Origin of the sequence: Streptomyces sp. NBC_01276 (assembly GCF_041435355.1) — a bacterium.
Taxonomy (GTDB): Bacteria; Actinomycetota; Actinomycetes; order Streptomycetales; family Streptomycetaceae; genus Streptomyces.
This window is the reverse complement of sequence record NZ_CP108444.1, coordinates 142,075-165,402: the sequence shown is the minus strand read 5'-3', so window position 1 is coordinate 165,402 and position 23,328 is coordinate 142,075. Positions and strand designations below refer to the sequence as shown.

Below are 23,328 nucleotides of genomic sequence, written 5' to 3'. Positions count from 1 at the left end.
AGGAGTACCGAGCATGTCGACGAGCAACGAAGAGAAGCTCCGTGAATACCTCAAGCGCGTCACAGCCGATCTGAGCCGTACCAAGCAGCAGCTGCGCGACGCGGAGGACGCCGGGCACGAGCCGATCGCCATCGTTTCGATGGCCTGCCGCTTCCCGGGCGGGGTCACCGACCCCGAGGGCTTCTGGAACCTCGTGGCGTCCGGTACCGACGCGATCGGCCCCTTCCCGGCCGACCGCGGCTGGGACACCGACCTGTACGACCCCGACCCCGACGCCCCCGGCAAGACGTACGTCCGCGAGGGCGGCTTCCTGCAGGGCGCCACCCTCTTCGACCCGGAGCTCTTCGGCATCTCGCCGCGCGAGGCGGCCGCCATGGACCCGCAGCAGCGGCTGTTCCTGGAGACCGCCTGGGAGACCCTGGAGCGCGCCGGGTACGACCCGACGTCGCTGAAGGGCACCGAGACGGGCGTCTTCGTCGGCGCCGTCGCCTCCGACTACGCCTCCCGGCTGGACGCGCTGCCGGACGGGGTCGAGGGCTACATCGGCACCGGCACCATGTCGAGCGTCCTGTCGGGGCGGGTCGCCTACGCCTTCGGGCTGGCCGGCCCCGCCGTCACCGTCGACACCGCCTGCTCCTCCGGCCTCGTCGCCCTGCACCTGGCCGTGCAGGCCCTGCGCCAGGGCGAGTGCTCGCTCGCCCTGGCCGCGGGCGTGGCCGTCATGTCCAGCCCCGCCGCGTTCGTCGAGTTCAGCCGGCAACGCGCGCTGGCCGCCGACGGCCGCTGCAAGGCCTTCGGCGCCGACGCCGACGGCACCACCTGGTCCGAGGGCGCCGGCGTGCTGCTCGTGGAGCGCCTCTCCGACGCGCGCCGCAACGGCCACCGGGTCCTCGCCGTCATCCGCGGTTCCGCCCTCAACCAGGACGGCGCCAGCAACGGCCTCACCGCCCCCAGCGAGCCCGCGCAGCAGGAGGTCATCCGCCGCGCCCTCGCCAACGCCCGCCTCACCCCGCAGGACGTCGACGCCGTCGAGGCGCACGGCACCGGCACCTCCCTCGGCGACCCCATCGAGGCGCAGGCCCTGCTCGCCACCTACGGGCAGGAGCACACCGCCGACCAGCCCCTGTGGCTCGGCTCCTCGAAGTCCAACATCGGGCACGGCGGCCCCGTCGCCGGCCTCGCAGGCGTCATCAAGATGGTGCAGGCACTGCGCCACGGCGTCCTCCCCAAGACCCTCCACGCGGACGAGCCGTCCCCGCACATCGACTGGTCCTCCGGCGGCGTCCGGCTGCTGAACGAGTCCCGGGACTGGACGCCCCGCGGCGACGAGCCCCGCCGGGCCGGGGTCTCCTCCTTCGGCGTCAGCGGCACCAACGCCCACGTCATCCTCGAAGAGGCCGCCCCCGCCGACCGGCCGGCGCAGCCGTCCCCCGGGGAGGAGACCGGCGGCCCCGTGCCGTGGATCCTCTCCGCCCGCACCCCCGCCGCCCTGCGCGAGCAGGCCGCCCGCCTGCTGGCCCACGTACGGGACGGCGCCGCGCCCGCCTCCACCGGCTTCTCGCTGGCCACCACCCGTACCGCCCACCCGGTGCGCGGCGCGGTCGTCGCCGCCAAGCACGAGGAGTTCCTCGCCGGGCTCGCCGAGCTCGCCGAGGGCGACACCACCGGCGTCACCGCCGCCGCGGGCGCCGACCGTCCCGTCCTCGTCTTCCCCGGCCAGGGCTCCCAGTGGGTCGGCATGGCCGTGGAGCTGTACGAGGCCTCCCCGGTGTTCGCCGCCCGCCTCGACGCGTGCGCCGAGGCACTCGCCCCGCACACCGACTGGTCGCTGCTGGACGTGCTCCGCCAGAAGGACGGCGTCCCCGGCTTCGACCGCGTCGACGTGGTCCAGCCCGCCCTGTGGGCCGTGATGGTCTCCCTCGCCGAGCTGTGGCGCTTCCACGGGGTGCGCCCGGCCGCCGTGCTGGGCCACTCGCAGGGCGAGATCGCGGCCGCCGCCGTCTGCGGCGCCCTGTCGCTCCAGGACGCGGCGAAGGTGTCCGCGCTGCGGGCCAAGGCGATCGTGGCCCTCGCGGGCAAGGGCGGCATGGTGTCGGTGGCCGACGTCGCCGACGCCGTGACCGAACGCATCTCCACCTGGGGCGAGCGGCTCTCCCTCGCCTCCGTCAACGGCCCCCGCTCCACGGTGGTCTCCGGTGACCCGCAGGCCCTGGACGAGCTCCTCGCGGCCTGCGAGGCCGACGGCGTACGGGCCCGCCGCATCAACGTCGACTACGCCTCGCACTCCGCGCAGGTCGAGTCCATCCGCGACGAGGTCACCGGCCTCCTCGCCGGCATCGAGCCGCGCACCGCCGAGATCCCCTTCTTCTCCACCGTGACGGGGGAGTGGGCCGACGGCTCCGAGCTGGACGCCGCGTACTGGTACACCAACCTGCGCACCACCGTCCGCTTCGAGGAGGCCGTCCGCAGCCTCCTCACCGCCGGCCACGGCCTGTTCATCGAGGCCAGCGCCCACCCCGTCCTCACCATCGGCGTCCAGGAGACCATCGATGCCGCCGAGGCACCGGCCGCCGCGTCCGCCGTCACCCTCGCCACCCTGCGCCGCGACGAGGGCGGCCCGCAGCGGTTCCTCACCTCCCTCGCCGAAGCCTGGACCCGCGGCGCCGGCGTCGCCTGGCCCACCGTCTTCCCCGACGGCGCACAGCGGGTCGACCTGCCCACGTACGCCTTCCAGCACCGCCCCTACTGGCTCGACGCCACCCCCGCCGACCCGGCGGCCCCCGCCGTCGCCGCGCACGGCGGCGACGAGGTCGACGCCGCCTTCTGGGCGGCAGTGGACAGCGGCGACCTGGCGCCCCTCGGCGTCGGCGCCGACCAGCCCCTCGGCGAGGCCCTGCCCGCCCTGGCCGCCTGGCGCCGCACCCGCCGCGAGAAGTCCGCGATCGACTCCTGGCGCTACCGCACCGTGTGGACGGTCGCCGAGACCGCCGCACCGCGGCTGACCGGCACCTGGCTGATCGTGGAGTCCGAGGGCGGCGACGACGCGCTCGCCGCGGCCGCCGCCGACCGCCTCGCCGACCGGGGCGCCCGCACCGTCCGCGTCCCCGTCGACGTCTGGGCCTCCGACCGCTACACCCTCGCCCAGCAGCTCCACCAGGAACTCACCATCGAGGGCGAGGACTCCGTCACCGGGATCCTGTCCCTGCTCCCCCTCGACGAGCGCCCCCACCCCGACCACCCCGAGCTCCCGCTCGGCCTGGCCGGCACCGTCACCCTCGTCCAGGCGATCCTCCAGGTCCGTGAACTCGCCGAGTTCGACGCCCCGGTGTGGGCCCTCACCCAGGGCGCCGTCTCCGTCGGCGACTCCGACCCGCTGACCAGCCCCGTCCAGGCCGCCGTCTGGGGCCTGGCCCGCGTCCTCGTGCAGGAGCACCCGCGGCTGTGGGGCGGCATCGTCGACCTGCCGCAGCAGCCCGACGAGGAGGCCTGGAACCGGCTCGCCGGCGTCCTCACCGAACCCGGCGACGAGGACCAGCTCGCCGTACGGTCCTGGAACGTCCTGGTCCGCCGCCTGGTCCGGGCCCCCCTCGGCGACACCGGACCGGCCCGCACCTGGCAGCCGTCCGGCACCGCCCTGATCACCGGCGGCACCGGCGGCCTCGGCGCGCAGACCGCCCGCTGGCTCGCCCGCGCCGGCGCCGAACACCTCCTCCTGATCAGCCGCAGCGGACCCGACGCCCCCGGCGCCGCCGCCCTCGAAGCCGAACTCACCGCCCTCGGCGCCCGGGTCACCCTCGCCGCCGCCGACGTCAGCGACGCCGCCGCCCTGGCCGCCGTCATCGACGCCGTCCCCGCCGACGCCCCGCTGACCTCGGTGTTCCACACCGCCGCCGTCCTCGACGACGGCATGGTCGACTCGCTCACCCCCGACCGCATGGAGCGCGTCCTCGCCGTCAAGGTGCGCGGCGCCCTCAACCTCCAGGAACTGACCCGGGACAAGGAGCTCACCGCCTTCGTCCTGTTCTCCTCCTTCGGCGCCGCCTACGGCTCCGCGGGCCTGGGCAACTACACCCCCGGCAACACCTTCCTCGACGCCCTCGCCGAGCAGCGCCGCGCCCTCGGCCTGCCCGCCACCGCCGTCGTGTGGGGCACCTGGGAGGGCAGCGGCATGGCCGACAACGGCGTCGGCGAACGCGCCCGCCTCCAGGGCGTCTGGGAGCTCCCCCCGGAGCTCGCCACCGCCGCGCTCCAGCAGTCCCTCGACCACGAGGAGACCGCCCCCGTCATCATCGACATCCGCTGGGACAGCTTCTCGCTGGGCACCAACACCGAACGCAACAGCCCCCTGTTCGAGATGGTCCCCGAGGCGGCGCGGCTCCTCGCCCGCGCCGAGGCCACCGCGGCCGCCGAGGCCGAGGAGGCCGACGGCGCCGCCGACGCCCTCCTGCACCGGCTCACCGGCCTCCCGGCGGCCGAGCAGGACCGCCTCCTGCTCGACCTCGTCCGCAAGCAGGCCGCCTCCGTCCTCGGCCACGGCACCACCGGCCCGGAGGCCCTGGCCGCCGTAGGACCCCAGCGGGCCTTCCGCGAACTGGGCTTCGACTCCCTCAGCGCCGTCGAACTGCGCAACCGGCTCGGCGCCGCCACCGGCCTGAGCCTGCCCTCCACCCTGGTCTTCGACCACCCGACGCCCGTCGAGCTCGCCGCCCTGCTGCGCACCGAACTCCTCGGCGACACCGACGGCCTGGACCCGCTGCTCGACGAGATCGACCGGCTCGGCGGCGCCCTCGCCGCGGCCGCGCAGGCCACCCCCGAAGACCGCGGCCGGATCAGCGGCAGGCTCCACGCGCTGCTCGCCGCCTGGAACGCCACCGGAGCGGACGCGGCGCCCGCCTCCGACGCCGACCTCGACTCGGCCTCGGACAGCGAGCTCTTCGACCTGCTCGACGACGAGTTGGAGACGCAGTGACCCCGCGCCCGCAACGACCGCGCCGTGTTGGCTTCCCGTTCCCGGTAGGTGAGTGACGTTGAGCACGAACAATGAAGAAAAGCTCCGCGAATATCTGAAGCGGGCCACCGCCGACCTGCGCAACGCGCGCCGGCGCGTCAAGGAGCTCGAAGAGCCCGAGCCCGTCGCCATCGTCCGCATGGCCTGCCGCTTCCCCGGACAGGTCGGCACGCCCGAACAGCTGTGGGACCTCGTCGCCGACGGCCGCGACGGCATCGGCGGCTTCCCCGAGGACCGCGGCTGGGACCTGGACGCCCTCTACGACCCCGACCCCGACCGGATCGGCACCTCCTACACCAAGCAGGGCGGGTTCCTCCGGGACGTCCCGCGCTTCGACGCGCAGCTCTTCGGCATCTCGCCGCGCGAGGCGCTCGCCATGGACCCGCAGCAGCGGCTGCTGCTGGAGACCTCCTGGGAGGTCCTGGAGCGCGCCGGGTACGACCCGACGTCGCTCAAGGGCAGCCGCACCGGCGTGTTCGTCGGCGCCTCCTCCTCCAGCTACGCCACCGACCTCGACTCGGTCCCCGACGACGTCGAGGGCTACCTCGGCACGGGCAGCGCGGCGGCCGTCGTCTCCGGCCGCCTCGCCTACACCTTCGGCCTGGAGGGGCCGGCCGTCACCGTCGACACCGCCTGCTCCTCCTCCCTCGTCGCCCTGCACCTGGCCGTGCAGGCCCTGCGCCAGGACGAGTGCTCCCTCGCCCTGGCCGCCGGCGTCACCGTCATGTCCACCCCCGGTCTGTTCGTCGAGTTCAGCCGCCAGCGCGGCCTGGCCGCCGACGGCCGCTGCAAGGCCTTCGCCGACTCCGCCGACGGCACCGGGTTCGCCGAGGGCATCGGCGTCCTGCTGCTGGAGCGGCTCTCGGACGCCCGCCGCAACGGACACGAGGTCCTGGCCGTGATCCGCGGCTCCGCCGTCAACCAGGACGGCGCCTCCAACGGCCTGACCGCCCCCAACGGCCCCTCCCAGATCCGCGTCATCAAGCAGGCCCTCACCAACGCCCGCCTCGGCGCCCAGCAGATCGACGCCGTCGAGGCGCACGGCACCGGCACCACCCTCGGCGACCCCATCGAGGCGCAGGCCCTGCTCACCGCCTACGGGAAGAACCGCCCCGAGGACCGGCCGCTGTGGCTCGGCTCCGTGAAGTCCAACATCGGCCACACCCAGGCCGCCGCCGGCATGGCCGGCGTGATGAAGATGGTCATGGCCATGCGCCACGGCCTGCTGCCCCGCACCCTCCACGTCGACGCGCCCACCAGCCAGGTCGACTGGTCGGCCGGCTCCGTACGGCTGCTGCGCGAGCCCGTCGAGTGGACCTCCCGCGACGGCGGCCCGCGCCGCGCGGGCGTCTCCGCCTTCGGTGTCGGCGGCACCAACGCGCACGTCATCCTCGAACAGGACGCCCCCGACGGCCCGGACGCCGACGCCGAGGGCGCCGCCGCCCCCGCCGCCCCGGCCGCCGTCCTGTCCACCCCGCTGATCCCGTGGCCCCTCTCCGGCCACACCCCGGGCGCCCTGCGTGCCCAGGCGGACCGGCTGCGCGCCTTCGCCGGCCGGGAGGACGCGCCCGGCCCCGCCGACGTCGCCCACTCCCTGGCCACCACCCGCGCCGCCCTGGAGCAGCGCGCCGTGGTCGTCGCCGTCGGCGACCACGGCTTCCAGGAGGGCCTCGCAGCCCTCGCCGACGCCGCACCCGGAGCCACCACCGTCGTCCAGGGCGCCACCCTGCCCGGCTCCGGGGTCGTCCTCGTCTTCCCCGGCCAGGGCTCCCAGTGGGCCGGCATGGCCGTGGAGCTGTACGAGGCCTCCCCGGTGTTCGCGGCCCGCCTCGACGCGTGCGCCGAGGCCCTCGCCCCGCACACCGACTGGTCCCTGCCGGCCGTGCTGCGGCAGGAGGCCGGGGCTCCCGGCTTCGACCGGGTCGACGTGGTCCAGCCCGCGCTGTGGGCGGTCATGGTCTCCCTCGCCGAGCTGTGGCGGGCCGCCGGGGTCGTTCCGGCCGCGGTCGTCGGCCACTCGCAGGGCGAGATCGCCGCCGCCGCCGTCTGCGGCGCCCTGTCCCTCCAGGACGCGGCGAAGGTGTCCGCGCTGCGCGCGCGGGCCATCGTCGCCCTGGCCGGCAAGGGCGGCATGGTGTCCGTCGCCGACACCGCCGACGCCGTCCGCGAACGCATCTCCACCTGGGGCGAGCGGCTCTCCCTCGCCTCCGTCAACGGCCCCCGCTCCACGGTGGTCTCCGGTGACCCGCAGGCCCTGGACGAGCTCCTCGCGGCCTGCGAGGCCGACGGCGTACGGGCCCGCCGCATCAACGTCGACTACGCCTCGCACTCCGCGCAGGTCGAGTCCATCCGCGACGAGGTCACCGGCCTCCTCGCCGGCATCGAGCCGCGCACCGCCGAGACCCCCTTCTTCTCCACCGTCACCGCCGGATTCCTCGACGGCACGGAACTCGACGCCGAGTACTGGTACACCAACCTGCGCACCACCGTCCGCTTCGAGGAGGCCGTCCGCGCCCTCCTCGCCGAGGGCCACGGCATCTTCGTCGAGTCCAGCGCCCACCCCGTCCTGACCGTCGGCGTCCAGGAGACCATCGACACCACGGCCGCCGCCGCCGTCACCCTCGGCACCCTGCGCCGCGACGACGGCGGCTCGCGCCGCCTCCTGACCTCCCTCGCCGAGGCCTGGGTGGGCGGCGCCGGCGTCGACTGGGCCACCCTCGTCGCCCCGCACGGCCCCCGCACCGTCGAACTGCCCACCTACGCCTTCCAGCAGCAGCGGTACTGGCTGGAGGCGGCCGATGCCGCCCCCGCCGATGCCGCGACCCTGCCCGCCGACGAGGCCGAGGCCCGCTTCTGGGACGCCGTCGAACGCGAGGACCTCGAAGCCCTCGCCGGCACCCTCGACCTGGAGGAGCGCCGCTCCCTGGGCGAACTGCTGCCCGCCCTGTCCTCCTGGCGGCGCCGCCGCCGCGAGCGGTCCACCGTCGACTCCTGGCGCTACCGCGTCTCCTGGGACCGCCTCCCGGAGCCCGCCCCCGCACCCCTGACCGGCACCTGGCTGGTCGTGCTGCCCGCCGACCCGGCCCACGAGTCCCCGGCCGCCGACTGCGCCGCCGCGCTCGCCCGGCACGGCGCCTCGACCGTGACCGTACGCGCCGGCGGCACCGACCGCGCCGCCCTCGCCGAACTGGTCCGCACCGCCGTCGCCGGCACCGAGGTCACCGGGGTCCTCTCCCTGGCCGGCCTCGGCGCCGACGGCGCCCTGCACGGCCTCGTCCTGGTCCAGGCCCTCACCGACGCCGGCCTCACCGGCGCCCCGGTGTGGACGGTGACCCGCGGCGCCGTCTCCACCGGCCGCTCCGACGAAGCCCCCGACCCCGCCCAGGCCCAGGTCTGGGGCCTGGGCCGGGTCGTCGCCCTCGAACGGCCCCGCGGCTGGGGCGGACTCGTCGACCTGCCGCGCGCCGCCGACGACCGCGCCCTGACCCGGCTCGTCCAGATCCTCGCCGGCGGCGCCGGCGAGGAGGACCAGATCGCCGTCCGCGGCTCCGGCACCTTCGGCCGCCGCCTGGTCCGCGCCGCCCTCGACGACCGCGAACCCGCCCGCGACTGGCGCCCGCACGGCACCGTCCTCGTCACCGGCGGCACCGGCGGAGTCGGCGCCCACGTGGCCCGCTGGCTCGCCGCCGCCGGCGCCGAACGCCTCCTGCTGGCCGGCCGTCGCGGCCCCGACGCCCCCGGCGCCGACGGACTCCTCGCGGAGCTGCGGGCCCTGGGCGCCGAGGCCGAAGCCGTCGCCTGCGACGTCGCCGACCGCGACGCGGTTGCCGCGCTGCTGGCCTCCGTACCCGCCGCCACCCCCCTCACCGCCGTCGTCCACGCCGCCGGAGTCCCCCAGTCCACGGCCTTGGAGGAGGTCACGCCCGAGGAGTTCGCGCGGGTCCTCGCCGGGAAGGCCGCCGGCGCCACCCACCTCGACGAACTCCTCGGCGACACCGCCCTGGACGCCTTCGTCCTGTTCTCCTCCAACTCCGGTGTCTGGGGCGCCGCCGGCCACACCGCCTACGCCGCCGCCAACGCCCACCTCGACGCGCTCGCCGAACACCGCCGGGCCCGCGGCCTCACCGCCACCTCCGTCGCCTGGGGCGCCTGGGGCGGCGGCGGCATCATGGAGACCGCCGGCGCGCAGGAGTACATGAGCCGCCGCGGCGTCCTGGAGATGGACCCGGTGACGGCCCTGTCCGCGATGGTCCAGGCCGTCGAACACGACGAGGCGTTCGTCGCCGTCGCCGACGTCGACTGGTCCCGCTTCGCGCCCGGCTTCACCGCCACCCGGCCCAGCCCGCTGCTCACCGGCATCCCCGAGGCACGCAAGGCCCTCGACGCCGTCCGCCCCGACGAGGACACCGACGCGGACGACCCGGCCGCAGAGTTCGCCCGCCGCCTGCGCCAGGCCCCCGAAGGCGAACGCGACACGATCCTGCTCGACCTGGTCCGCCGGGAGGCGGCCGCCGTCCTGGGCCACCCCTCCCCCGACGCGATCGAGCCCGGACGCGCCTTCAAGGCCACCGGCTTCGACTCGCTGACCTCCGTCGACCTGCGCAACCGGCTCACCGCCGCCACCGGCCTCACCCTGCCCGCGACGATGGTCTTCGACCACCCCACCCCCCAGGCCGTCGCCGAACTGCTGCGCACCGGACTCCTCGGCGACGAGGACACCACCGCCGAGGCCGCCGCCCCGGTCGCCGCCTCCGACGAGCCCATCGCCATCGTCTCCATGAGCTGCCGCTATCCCGGCGGAATCACCTCGCCCGAGGACATGTGGCAGCTCGTCGCCGAAGGCCGCGACGCCATCGGCGACTTCCCCACCGACCGGGGCTGGAACCTCGACGGCTTCTACGACCCCGACCGCGCCAAGGCCGGTACGAGCTACGTCCGCGAGGGCGGCTTCGTCGACACCGCCACCCACTTCGACCCCGGCTTCTTCGGCATCTCGCCGCGCGAGGCCCTCACCATGGACCCGCAGCAGCGCCTCCTCCTGGAGACCGCCTGGGAGGTCTTCGAACGGGCCGGCCTCGACCCGGACACCCTCAAGGGCAGCAGCACCGGCGTGTTCATCGGCGCCGGCTACCCCGGCTACGGCCACGACGTGCAGATGCCCGAGGGCTCCGACGGCCAGATGCTGTTCGGCGCCTCCGCCGCCGTCGCCTCCGGCCGCCTCGCCTACACCTTCGGGCTGGAGGGCCCGGCCGTCACCGTCGACACCATGTGCTCCTCCTCCCTGACCGCCCTGCACCTCGCCGTGCAGGCCCTGCGCACCGGTGACTGCCGCATGGCGCTCGCCGGCGGCGCGATGGTCATGTGCTCGCCCGGTGTCTTCATCGGCTTCAGCCAGCAGGGCGGACTCTCCCCGTCCGGCCGCTGCAAGTCCTTCTCCCAGGACGCCGACGGCACCGGCTGGTCCGAGGGCGTCGGCGTGATCATGCTGGAGCGGCTCTCCGACGCACAGGCCAACGGCCACCAGGTCCTCGCCGTCATCCGCGGTACGGCCGCCAACCAGGACGGCGCCAGCAACGGCCTCTCCGCCCCCAGCGGGCCCGCCCAGCAGCGCGTCATCCGCGCGGCCCTCGCCGACGCGGGCCTCGACCCCGCCGACGTCGACGCCGTCGAGGCGCACGGCACCGGCACCACCCTCGGCGACCCCATCGAGGCACAGGCCCTGCTCGCCACCTACGGCCAGGCCCACACCGCCGACCGGCCCCTGTGGCTGGGCTCCCTGAAGTCCAACCTGGGCCACTCCCAGGCCGCCTCCGGCGTCGCGGGCGTCATCAAGACCGTCATGGCGCTGCGCCACGGCATCCTGCCCAAGACCCTCCACGTCGCCGAGCCCGCCCACGAGATCGACTGGGCGTCGGGCGCCGTGGAACTGCTCACCGAGGCCCGCCCGTGGCCCGAGACGGGCCGCCCGCGCCGGGCCGGCGTCTCCTCCTTCGGCGGCAGCGGCACCAACGTCCACGTCGTCCTGGAGCAGGCGCCGCCCGCCGACGAGCCCGCCCGCGTGCCCACCGTCCCGGCCTTCCCGGCCGCCGCCCTGCCCTGGATCGTCTCCGGGCGCGGCACGGCCGGCCTGCGCGGCCAGGCCGAGCGGCTGCGCGACTTCGCCGGGGCCGAGGACGCCGAGGCGCTGCGCCCGGTGGACGTCGCCTGGTCGCTGGCCACCACCCGGGCCGCCCTGGAACGCCGTGGCGCGGTCCAGGCCGACGACCGCGAAGGACTCCTCGCCGGGCTCACCGCCCTGGCCGAGGGCACGGCCGGTGCCGGCGTCACCGAGGGCGCCGTCGTCAAGGGCACGGGCCGCCCCGTGTTCGTCTTCCCCGGGCAGGGTTCCCAGTGGGCGGGGATGGCGGTGGAGCTGTACGACGCCTCGCCGGTGTTCGCCGCCCGCCTCGACGACTGCGAGCGGGCCCTTGCCCCGCACACGGACTGGTCCCTGCTGGACGTGCTCCGCCAGAAGGACGGCGCGCCGGGCTTCGACCGGGTGGATGTGGTCCAGCCCGCGCTGTGGGCGGTGATGGTGTCCCTCGCCGAGCTGTGGCGGGCCAACGGCGTCGTTCCGGCCGCGGTCGTCGGTCACTCGCAGGGGGAGATCGCGGCGGCGGCCGTGTCCGGGGCTCTGTCGTTGGAGGATGCGGCGAAGGTGTCCGCGCTGCGGGCCAAGGCGCTGCTCGCCCTGGCCGGCAGGGGCGGCATGGTGTCGGTGGCCGAGACGGCCGATGCGGTGGTGGAACGTATCTCCGGCTGGGGTGAGCGTCTGGCGCTGGCTTCGGTGAACGGTCCGCGGTCGACGGTGGTTTCGGGTGCTCCGGAGGCTCTGGACGAGCTGATGGCGGTCTGTGAGGCCGATGGGGTGCGTGCCCGTCGGATCAATGTGGACTATGCCTCGCACGGTCCGCAGGTGGAGTCCATCCGTGACGAGGTCATCGGCCTCCTCGCGGGCATCGAGCCGCGGACCGCCGAGATTCCGTTCTTCTCGACGGTGACGGGGGAGTGGGCCGACGGTTCCGAGCTGGACGCGGAGTACTGGTACACCAACCTCCGCCGCACCGTCCGTTTCCAGGACGCCATCAACGGCCTCCTGGAGCGCGGCCACAAGGTCTTCGTCGAGACCAGCGCCCACCCCGTGCTGACCATCGGCGTCCAGGAGACCATCGAGGCCGCCGGCGCGTCCGCCGTCACCCTCGGCACCCTGCGCCGCGACGAGGGCGGCCCGCAGCGCTTCCTCGCCTCCCTCGCCCAGGCCTGGACCCACGGCGCCCCCGTCGACTGGCAAGCGGTCCACGCCGGCCAGGACGCCCGGCGGGTCGACCTGCCGACGTACGCCTTCCAGAACGAGCCCTTCTGGCCGGACCCGCTGCCGCCCTTCTCCGGCGACGCCACCGGCTTCGGGCTCTCGGACGCCGGACACCCGATGCTCGGCGCGGCCGTGAGCCTCGCGGGCGGCGAAGGCCTCCTGTTCACCGGCCGGATCGCCCCCGACACCCAGTCCTGGCTCGCCGACCACGCGGTCTCCGGCACGCCCCTCCTCCCCGGCACCGCCTTCGTCGAACTCGCCGTACGCGCCGGCGACGAAGCCGGCTACACCCTGCTGGACGAGCTCACCCTCGAAGCGCCGCTCGTCCTCCCGGCCAGCGGCGGAGTCCACCTCCAGGTGCTCGTCGGCCCCGACGGCGGCTCCGGCACCCGCCCCGTCACCGTCCACTCCCGCGCCGAGGACGCGCCCGCCGACCTGCCCTGGACCCGGCACGCCAGCGGCGTCCTCGCCCCCGGGGACCGCGCACCCGGATACGACCTGACCTCCTGGCCGCCCGCCGGCACCGAACCCGTGGACCTCGAAGGCTTCTACGACGCCGCGGCAGAGACCGGCTACCGGTTCGGCCCCGCCTTCCAGGGCCTGCGCGCCGCATGGCGCCACGCCTCCACCGGGGACGTGTTCGCCGAGGTCGCGCTGCCCGACGGCCACCAGGGCGAAGCGGCCGCCTACCTCCTGCACCCCGCCCTGCTCGACGCCGCGCTGCACGCCATGCGGCTCGGCGAGTTCATCGAGCTGACCGGCCAGGCCCGGCTGCCCTTCGCCTGGAGCGGAGTCTGCCTCCACGCGGCCGGCGCCGGCACCCTGCGGGTCCGCGTCAGCGCGGCGGGCACCGACACCATCGCGGTGGACGTCGCCGACGCGGCCGGCGCACCGGTCGCCACCGTCGACGCGCTCGTCCTGCGCCCCGTCGACACGGCCACCCTGCGGCAGGGCGGCGACGGCGGCACCGACGGACTGTTCCGCCTCGACTGGACGGCGCTGCCCACCGGCGCCGACGCCTCCGCCGCCGGGAACTGGGCCGTGCTGGGCTCCGGCGCGTCCGCCGTCGCCGCCGCGCTGGAAGGCGCGGGCGCGGTCGTCGACCGCTACGAGGACCTCGCGGCCCTCGCCGCCGCCGACGGCGCGGCCCTGCCGCAGACCGTGGTCCTCCCCTACGGGGACAGGACCGACGGCCCGGCCACCGGCTCCCACGGCGCCCTCCCCGAGGTCCACGCCGAGGCCGCCGCCCTGGTGGCCACCGTGCAGGAATGGGTGGCCGGGGAACGCTTCGCCGGATCCCGGCTGGTCGTCCTCACCCACGGCGCGGTCGCCACCCGTACCGGCGAGGACGCCACCGGCCTCGCGCACTCGCCCGCCTGGGGCCTGATCCGCTCGGCACAGGCCGAGAACCCCGGCCGGCTCCTGATCGCCGACCTCGACACCACCGAGGAGTCGGCCGCCGCCCTGCGGGGCGCGGTTGCCACGGCCCTCGTCCACGACGAGCCGCAGACCGCGCTGCGCGCCGGCACCGCCCTGGTGCCGCGCCTGGTCCGGTCCGGCGCGGGCACGGCCCTGCCGGTACCGGCCGGTGCCGCCGCCTGGGCCCTGGACACCACCGCCGCCGGAACCCTCGACCACCTGTGCCTGCTGCCCCGGCCCGAGGCGGCCGGAGCGCTGCCCGAGGGCGCGGTGCGGATCGCCGTGCACGCCGCCGGGCTCAACTTCCGCGACGTCCTCGTCTCCCTCGGGATGTACCCGGGCGGCGGGTTCATGGGCTGCGAGGCGGCCGGTGTGGTCGTCGAGACCGCCCCGGACGTCACCCACCTCGCCCCCGGCGACCGGGTGGCGGGCATGGTCCCGCACGCCTTCGGGCCGCTCGCCGTCGCGGACGCCAAGATGGTGGCCCGCATCCCCGAGGGCTGGTCCTTCGAGAAGGCCGCCTCGGTGCCCGCCGCCTTCCTCACCGCGTACTACGCGCTCGTCGACCTGGCGGGCCTGAAGGCCGGCGAACGGGTCCTGGTCCACGCCGCCGCGGGCGGTGTCGGCTCGGCCGCCGTGCAGATCGCCCGGCACCTGGGCGCCGAGGTGTTCGGCACGGCGAGCGAGGGCAAGTGGCACGCGCTGCGCGCGGCCGGTCTCGACGACGCCCGCATCGCCTCCTCCCGCGACGCCTCCTTCGAGGAGCGCTTCCGCTCCGCCACCGGCGGCGAGGGCGTCGACGTCGTCCTGGACTGCCTGGCCGGCGACCTGGTCGACGCCTCGCTGCGGCTGCTGCCGCGCGGCGGCCGGTTCGTCGAACTCGGCGCCACCGACGTCCGCGACGCCGGACAGGTGGGCCTCGACCACCCGGGCGTCCACTACCGCCGCTTCGACCTGGCCGAGGCCGGCCCGGAGCGCACCGCCGGGATGCTCGCCGAACTGGCGGGCCTCTTCGAGGCGGGCGCCCTGAGCCCGCTCCCCACCCGCACCTGGGACGTCCGCCGGGCCCCCGAGGCCTTCCGCTTCATGAGCCAGGCCAAGCACACCGGCAAGATCGTCCTGACCGTCCCGCAGGGCTGGGACCCGGCCGGAACCGTGCTGATCACCGGCGGAACCGGCACCCTGGGCGCCCTCCTCGCCAAGCACCTGGTCACCGAGCACGGCGTACGGCACCTGCTGCTGGCCGGCCGCCGCGGCCCGGACGCCCCCGGCGCGGCCGAACTCGTCGCGGAGATAGCGGAGTCGGGCGGTACGGCCGAGGTCGTGGCCTGCGACGCCGCCGACCGCGACGCGCTCGCCGCCGTCCTCGCCGCGATCCCCGCCGACCGGCCGCTGACCGGCGTGGTGCACGCGGCCGGGGTCGTCGACGACGGCGTCTTCGCCTCGCTGACCCCGGCCCGCATGGAGCGCGCCATGCGGCCCAAGGTGGACGCCGCCTGGAACCTCCACGCGCTCACCCGCGACCTGGACCTGCGCCACTTCGTCCTCTACTCCTCGGCGGCCGGCGTGACCGGGAACTCCGGACAGGCCAACTACGCCGCCGCCAACACCTACCTGGACGCGCTCGCCCACCACCGCCGCGCCCAGGGCCTGCCCGCCACCTCCCTCGCCTGGGGCATGTGGCACCAGACCAGCGAGCTCACCGCCGGACTCGACGACACCGACCTGGCCCGGTTCGGCCGCGGCGGCGTCACCCCGCTCACCGCGGAGCAGGGCCTCGCCCTGTTCGACGCGGCCGTGGACCGGGACGAGGCACTGAGCGTCCCCGTCCGGCTCGACCCGGCCGCGCTGCGCGACTCCGCCGGCGGGGCCGGCCTGCCCGCGCTGTACCGCTCGCTGGTCCGCACCCCGGTGCGCCGGGCCGCGGGCACGGCCGCCACCGCGGAACCGGACGGCTCCTCGCTCACCCGCAAGCTCGCCGGACTCTCCGCCGAGCGCCGCCGCGACGTCCTGCTGGACCTCGTACGGACCAACGTCGCGGCCGTCCTGGGCCACGCCAACCCCGGATCCATCGAGGCCGACCGGGCCTTCAAGGAGCTCGGCTTCGACTCGCTGACCGCGGTCGAGCTGCGCAACCGGCTCGGCGCGGCCACCGGACTGCGGCTGCCCGCGACCATCGTCTTCGACCACCCCACCCCGGTCGAACTCGCGGAGCACCTGCGGGACGAACTCGCCCCGCAGACCGGAGCGGACACCGCGGCGGCCACGGCCGGCACGGGCACGCCGGTCGACGAGGCACACCTGCGGCGGGCCCTGGCCACCCTCCCGCTGGCCCGGCTGAGCGAAGCGGGCGTCCTCGACACCCTGCTGCGCCTGGCGGGCAGCCCGGCGGCCGAACCGGCCACGTCCGACCACACCGGGGCACGGGAGGACTCGATCGCCACGATGGACCTCGACGATCTCGTGTCCCTGGCCCTGGACGGCGACAACCACTGATCCGCGAAGACGAGATCCGGAGATCACACCCATGAGCACCCCCTCGGAAAAGGTCGTCGAAGCGCTGCGGGCGTCGCTGACGGAGACGGAACGGCTGCGCCGGCAGAACCAGCACCTGGTGGACGCCGCGCACGAGCCGATCGCCGTCGTCGCCATGAGCTGCCGCTTCCCCGGCGGCATCGAATCCCCCGAAGACCTGTGGGAGTTCGTCGCCGAGGAGGGGGACGCGGTCTCCGGCTTCCCCGACAACCGCGGCTGGGACCTCGGCGACACGGGAACGGTGCGCGAAGCCGCGTTCGTCCCCGACGTCGACGAGTTCGACGCCGCGTTCTTCGGGATCTCGCCGCGCGAGGCCCTCGCGATGGACCCCCAGCAGCGGCTGCTGCTGGAGGCCTCGTGGGAGACGCTGGAGCGGGCCGGCATCGACCCGCTCCGGCTCAAGGGCAGCCAGACCGGCGTCTACATCGGCGCCTCCCAGCCCTCGTACGCCCAGAGCCTCGGCGACGAGGCCGAGGGCGCCGAGGGGCACCTCGTCACCGGCTCCGTGGCCAGTGTGATCTCCGGCCGCCTCTCCTACACCTACGGGTTCGAGGGTCCCGCGGTCACCATCGACACCGCGTGCTCCTCCTCCCTGGTCGCCGTGCACCTCGCGGCCCAGGCGCTGCGCCAGGGCGAGTGCTCGCTCGCCCTGGCCGGCGGGGTCACCGTGATGGCGTCCCCCGGCCTGTTCGTCGGCTTCAGCGCCCAGGGGGTCATGGCGTTCAGCGGCCGCTGCAAGGCGTTCGCGGCCGGCGCCGACGGCACCTCCTTCTCCGAGGGCGTCGGCCTGGTCCTGTTGGAGAAGCTCTCCGACGCGCGCCGCAACGGCCACGAGGTCCTCGCCGTCATCCGCGGCTCCGCCATCAACCAGGACGGCGCCAGCAACGGCCTGACCGCCCCCAGCGGCAAGGCCCAGCAGCGCGTCATCCGGGCCGCGCTCGCCAACGCCCGCCTCACCCCCGACCAGGTCGACGCGGTCGAGGCGCACGGTACGGGCACCACCCTCGGCGACCCCATCGAGGCCAACGCCCTGCTCGCCACGTACGGACGCGGCCGGCCCGAGGGCAAGCCGCTGTGGCTGGGCTCCATCAAGTCCAACATCGGGCACACCCAGGCGGCGGCGGGCGTCGGCGGCATCATCAAGACCGTCATGTCGCTGCGCCACGGGGTGCTCCCCAAGACCCTGCACGTCGACGCGCCGTCCCCGCACATCGACTGGGCCGCCGGCGACGTCGCACTCCTGACGGAGTCCAGGACCTGGCCCGAGACCGACCACCCGCGCCGGGCCGCCGTGTCCTCCTTCGGCCTCAGCGGCACCAACGCGCACGCCATCCTGGAAGCCGCCCCCGAGGCACCCCCCGTTCCGGAGCGGGAGGAGGAGCCCGCCCCGGCCCCCGCCGTGGGCACGGGCGGTCCCGTCCCGTGGGTGCTGTCCGGCAAGGGGGCGGCGGCGCTGACCGCGCAGACCGCCCGCCTGCGCCGGTTCGTCGGGGCGGACCCCGCGCTGCGCCCGCAGGACGTGGCGCTCTCGCTGGCCGCGACCCGCTCGGCGTTCGACCACCGGGCCGTGGCGCTCGGCTCCTCCCGCGAGGAGCTCCTCGCCGCGCTCGACGCGCCCGTCGTGGCCGGCGTCGCGGACGCGGGCGGCAAGACGGTGTTCGTCTTCCCCGGCCAGGGCTCGCAGTGGGCCGGCATGGGCGTCGAACTCCTCGACTCCTCGCCGGTGTTCGCGGCCCGCTTCGCCGAGGTCGCGGGGGCCGTCGAGGAGCACGTCGACTGGTCGGTGGAGGGGGTGCTGCGCGGGGACGGGGACCTGACCCGCATCGAGGTGCTCCAGCCGGTCCTGTTCACGGTGATGGTGTCGCTGGCCGAGCTGTGGCGGGCCGCCGGCGTGCGGGCCGACGCGGTGGTGGGCCACTCGCAGGGCGAGATCGCCGCCGCCGTCGTCTCGGGGGCCCTGACCCTCCGGGACGCGGCGAAGGTGGTCGTGCTCCGCTCGCGTCTGTTCGCCGACGAGCTGGTCGGCAACGGCGCCGTCGCCTCCGTCTCCCTGTCGCGCGCCGAGGCCGAGTCCCGGCTCGTCCCGTACGGGGACGCGCTGTCGATCGCCGGGATCAACGGTCCGAGCGCGGTGACGGTGGCCGGTGACGTGGCTCCGCTGGAGGAGCTGGTCGCCGCCCTGGAGGCCGAGGGGGTGCGCGCGAAGATCGTGCCGTCCACGGTGGCCTCCCACTGCGCGCAGGTGGAGCCGCTGAAGGAGCGGATCCTGGACCTGCTGGGCTTCGTGGAGCCGCGGACCGGTTCCGTCCCGCTGTACTCGACCGTGACGGGCGAGGTGCTGGAGGGTCCCGAGCTGACGGCGGCGTACTGGTACGAGAACTGCCGCCGGCCGGTGTCCTTCGAGCCGGTCGTCCGCTCCCTGCTGGCCGACGGGTTCCGGGCGTTCGTGGAGTCCAGCGCGCACCCGGTGCTGACGTACGGGCTGGTGGAGACGGCGGAGGCCGCGGGCACGGAGATCCTGGCCACCGGCACGCTGCGGCGCGGTGAGGGCGGCCTGGCCCGCTTCACCACCTCCCTGGCCACCGCCTGGACCCGCGGCGTCGACGTCGACTGGACCGCCCTCAGCGGCCCGGACGCCATCACCGTCGCCCTGCCCACGTACGCCTTCCAACGCCAGAGCTACTGGCTCAAGCCCGCCCCCGTCCGGCCCGAGGCGCCGGCCACCGGACCCGTCGGCGCCGACGAGACCGAGGCCCGCTTCTGGGCCGCCGTCGAGGCCGAGGACCTGGAGGCCCTGGCCGGCACCCTCGCCCTCGACGAGCGCCGGGCCCTCGGCGAGCTGCTGCCCGCCCTCGCCACCTGGCGGCGCGGACAGCAGGCCCGCTCCACCCTCGACTCCTGGCGCTACAAGGTCACCTGGACCCCGCTGACCGCCGGGCCCGCCGCCGCGCCCGCCCCGGCCGGCACCTGGCTGATCGTCGCCCCGCCCGCCGCGGGCGGCGTGGCGGGTACGGTCGCCGCCGGCCTCGCGGCCCGCGGCGTCGAAACCGTCCTCTTCGAAACCGACCCGGCCGCCGCCGACCGCGCGGCCCTCACCGCCCGGCTCGGCGAGACCACCGCCGCCCTGCCCGGCCTCGGCGGGGTCCTCTCCCTCCTCGCCCTCGACGAGGCGGCCGGCGCCACCGGCACCCACGTCCTCGTCCAGGCCCTGGCCGACGCCGGGATCACCGCCCGGCACTGGGCCGCCACCCGGGGAGCCGTCGCCGCCGGCCGCGCGGACGCCCCGGCCATACCCGCGCAGGCCCGCGTCTGGGGCCTCGGCCGGGTGGTCGCCCTCGAACAGCCGGGCAGCTGGGGCGGTCTCGTCGACCTGCCGCCGGCCCTGGACCAGCGGGCACTGGACCGGCTCGCCCGGCTCCTCGCCGGCGGCTACGGCGACGAGGACCAGGTCGCCGTCCGTACCAGCGGCGTCCTCGGCCGCCGCCTGGTGCGCGCCCCGCTCGGCGACCGCGAGCCGGTCCGCCGCTGGGAGCCGTCCGGGACCGTCCTGGTCACCGGCGGCACCGGAGGCGTCGGCGCACAGGTCGCCCGCCGCCTCGCCGCCACCGGCGCCGCCCACCTCGTCCTCGTCGGCCGGCGCGGCCCCGACACCCCGGGCGCGACGGAACTCGCCGCCGAGATAAGGGCGTTGGGCGCCGAGGTGACCCTCGCCGCCTGCGACGTGGCGGACCGCGCACAGCTGGAGGCGGTCCTCGACGCGATCCCGGCCGGACAGCCCCTGACCGCGGTCGTCCACGCCGTCGGCGTCCCGCAGTACACCCTCGCCGGCGAGACCACGGCGCAGGAGTTCGAGGCGCTCTCGGCCGCCAAGGTGGCCGGCGCCGACCACCTCGACGCCCTCCTCGCCGACGCCGACCTCGACGCCTTCGTCCTCTTCTCCTCCAATTCCGGGGTGTGGGGCGCGGCCCGGCACACCGCCTACGCCTCCGCCAACGCCTACCTCGACGCCCTCGCGCAGCGGCGCCGGGCCCGCGGCCGGAGCGCCACCTCCCTCGCCTGGGGCGCCTGGGGCGGCGGCGGCATGATGGAACTGGAAGGGGCCGAGGAGTACATGCGCCGCCGCGGCGTCCTCGAAATGGATCCGCGGGCCGCCCTGAACGCCATGGTCCAGGCCGTCGAACACGACGAGACCTTCGTCGCCGTCGCCGACGTGGACTGGGCCCGCTTCGCCCCCGGCTTCACCTCCGAGCGCCCCAGCGCCCTGCTCACCGACCTCGTGCCGCAGGCCGCGCCCACCGCGCCCCGGCCCGCCGACGACTCCTCCTCCGAGCTGGTCCGCAGCCTGCGCGCGGCCTCCCCGGGCGAGCGCACCACCCTGCTGACCGACCTCGTACGGGACCGGGCGGCCTCCGTGCTCGGCCACGCCTCGGGCGAGGCGATCGAAGCGGGCCGGGCCTTCAAGGAACTCGGCTTCGACTCGCTCACCGTCGTCGAACTGCGCAACCGGCTCACCGACGCGACCGGACTGACGCTCCCGGCCACCCTGGTATACGACCACCCGAGCCCGGTCGCCCTCGCCCGCTTCCTCGGCGCCGAACTCCTCGGCTCCGGCGAGCAGGAGCCGTCCGCTCCCGCCGCCGACGGCCACGGCGCCGCCGGGGACGAGGACCCCGTCGTCATCGTCGGGATGAGCTGCCGCCTCCCCGGCGGCATCGAGACCCCCGAACAGCTGTGGCAGGCCGTCTCCGAGGGCGAGGACCTCGTCGGGGACCTGCCGCGCGACCGCGGCTGGCGGATCGCCGACGCCGCCACCGGGGGCGCGGCCGAGGGCGAGGAGGGCTTCCAGGCCGTCAAGACGCTCAGCCAGGCCGGACTGCTGCGCGGCATCGGCGAGTTCGACGCCGCCTTCTTCGGCATCTCCGAGGCCGAGGCCCTCGTCATGGACCCCCAGCAGCGGATCCTCCTCGAAACCGCCTGGGAGGCCTTCGAGCGCGCCGGGGTCGACCCCCGCGGACTCACCGACGAGCAGATCGGCCTCTACCTCGGCGTCGGCTACCAGGGCTTCCTGCCCACGGAGCGGATCCCCGAGGAGAGCGAACCGCACTTCGGCAGCGGCATCGCCCCGGCCATCGCCTCCGGCCGGGTCGCCTACGCCCTCGACATCCACGGCCCCACCCTCACCGTCGACACCGGCTGCTCCTCGTCCGGCGTCGCCCTGCACCTGGCCGTCCAGTCGGTCCGGCGCGGCGAGTGCGCGATGTCCCTCGCCGGCGGAGTCACCGTCCTGTCCGCCCCGGTCGCCTGGCACCACATGGGCGGCGCCGCCGCCGACGGCCGCTGCAAGCCCTTCTCCGAGGACGCCGACGGCACCGGCTGGGGCGAGGGCGCCGGCATGGTGCTCGTCGAACGCCTGTCCCGGGCGCGGCGCCTGGGCCACCCGGTCCTGGCCGTCGTACGGGGCTCCGCGGTCAACCACCACGGCGCCGGCAACGGCCTCACCGCCCCCAGCGGCGTCTCCCAGCAGCGCCTCATCCGGCAGGCCCTGGCCGACGCCGGCCTGAGCGCCCGGGACGTGGACGCGGTCGAGGGCCACGGCACCGGAACCCCGCTCGGCGACGCCATCGAGGCCGAGGCCCTGCTCGCGACGTACGGCCAGGACCGCCCGGCGGACCGGCCGCTGCTGCTGTCGACCGTCAAGTCCAACATCGGCCACCCGCAGTCCGCCTCCGGCGTCACCGGCGTCATCAAGACGGTGCTGGCCCTGCGCCACGCCCTGCTCCCGCAGACGCTGAACGTCAAGGAGCCCACCAGCCGCGTGGACTGGTCGGCGGGCGCCGTACGCCTGGTCACCGAGCCCACCCCGTGGCCGGAGACCGGCCGCCCGCGCCGGGCCGGGGTCTCCTCGCTCGGCGCCAGCGGCACCCAGGTCCACCTGATCCTCGAAGCCCCGCCCGCCGAGGAGCCGGCGCGGGCCGGCCGGTCCGGCGGCGCCCCGGGCGCCGTCGCGGTCCCGCTGTCCGGCCGCACCCCGGGGGCGCTGCGGGCCCAGGCGGCGCGCCTGGGCGCGGCACTCGCCGAGGACCCCGCCCTCGACCCCGCCGACGTCGGCTTCACGCTGGCCACCGGCCGGGCCGCCTTCGAACACCGGGCGGTCGTGCTCGCCGCGGACCGCGAGGAGCTGCTGGGGGCGCTCGGCTCGGTCGAACGGGGTGAGGACGATCCCCGGGTCGTCTCCGCAGGCTCCGCGCGGATCGCGTTCACCGGAGCCGTACGCGGCCTCGCCAACGCCCCGTACGCGGCCCGGCCCGTCTTCGCCGACGCCCGGGACGCCGTACGGGCGCACCTCGATGTCCGGCTGGCGGCCCCCTTCCCGCCCGTCGCCGAGGCCTTCGCCGAGGAGGTGGCCCTCTTCCGGCTGTACGAGAGCTGGGGGCTGGCTCCCCAGGCGCTGCTGGTGTCCGGCCCCGGCCGGCTCGCCGCCGCGCACGTCGCGGGCGCGCTCGGCCTGGAGGAGGCCGTCGAGGCGCTGGCCGTCCTCGCGGAGGGCGGGCGGCCCCGGGTGACGGCTACGGCGCGGCCGGAAATCGCCCTCCTGGACGCCGAGTCCGGGGAACCGCTCGGCGAGGACTGGACCGAGGGCCTCGCCGAGGCCCTGGCCGCCCCGGCCCCGGCCCCCGCCCCGGCCCCGGACCCGGACCGGGCGGCCGACGCGCCGCTGGCCCTGGCCGCCGCCTTCCACAGCGCCGGCGAACCGGTCGACTGGGCGGCGGTGTTCGAGGACAGCGGGGCCCACCGCGTGGACCTGCCGACCTACCCCTTCCAGCGCGAACGGTTCTGGATCTTCGGCTAGCCGCAGGCGCCCGGCGGACCGCGCGTCCGCCCCGTACCCGTCCACCCCCGGCTCCTGACGGCCGGGGGTGGACGTATGTCCGGAGCCGCCCGCGCGCGGGGTCTTAAGCGCGGCTTTAAGCCACGCGCCTACGGTCACGCCCGCGTACGTACGTACGTCGATCAC

2 protein-coding genes and 1 pseudogene are annotated in these 23,328 nt (G+C 76.0%); all 3 read left to right on the top strand.

Annotated features, from left to right (window positions below; translation table 11 throughout):
- Positions 1 to 61: 61 nt before the first annotated feature.
- A pseudogene (locus OG295_RS40525) lies at positions 62 to 4,969 on the top strand (type I polyketide synthase); the annotation flags it as partial.
- A gap of 58 nt (positions 4,970 to 5,027) precedes the next feature.
- The gene (locus tag OG295_RS40520; protein ID WP_331733685.1) at positions 5,028 to 16,274 is read left to right on the top strand and encodes a type I polyketide synthase; all 11,247 of its coding nucleotides are present in this window, start codon (positions 5,028 to 5,030) and stop codon (positions 16,272 to 16,274) included.
- Positions 16,275 to 16,305: 31 nt separating this feature from the next.
- Positions 16,306 to 23,163 carry a type I polyketide synthase gene (locus tag OG295_RS40515; protein WP_331733133.1) on the top strand — a complete coding sequence of 2,286 codons (6,858 nt, stop codon included), beginning with the start codon at positions 16,306 to 16,308 and terminating at the stop codon, positions 23,161 to 23,163.
- The last annotated feature ends 165 nt before the right edge of the window (positions 23,164 to 23,328 follow it).

Excerpts from the sequence above, each read along its gene's own strand:
- OG295_RS40515 (WP_331733133.1), top strand. The coding sequence starts at position 16,306 with ATGAGCACCCCCTCGGAAAAGGTCGTCGAAGCGCTGCGGGCGTCGCTG.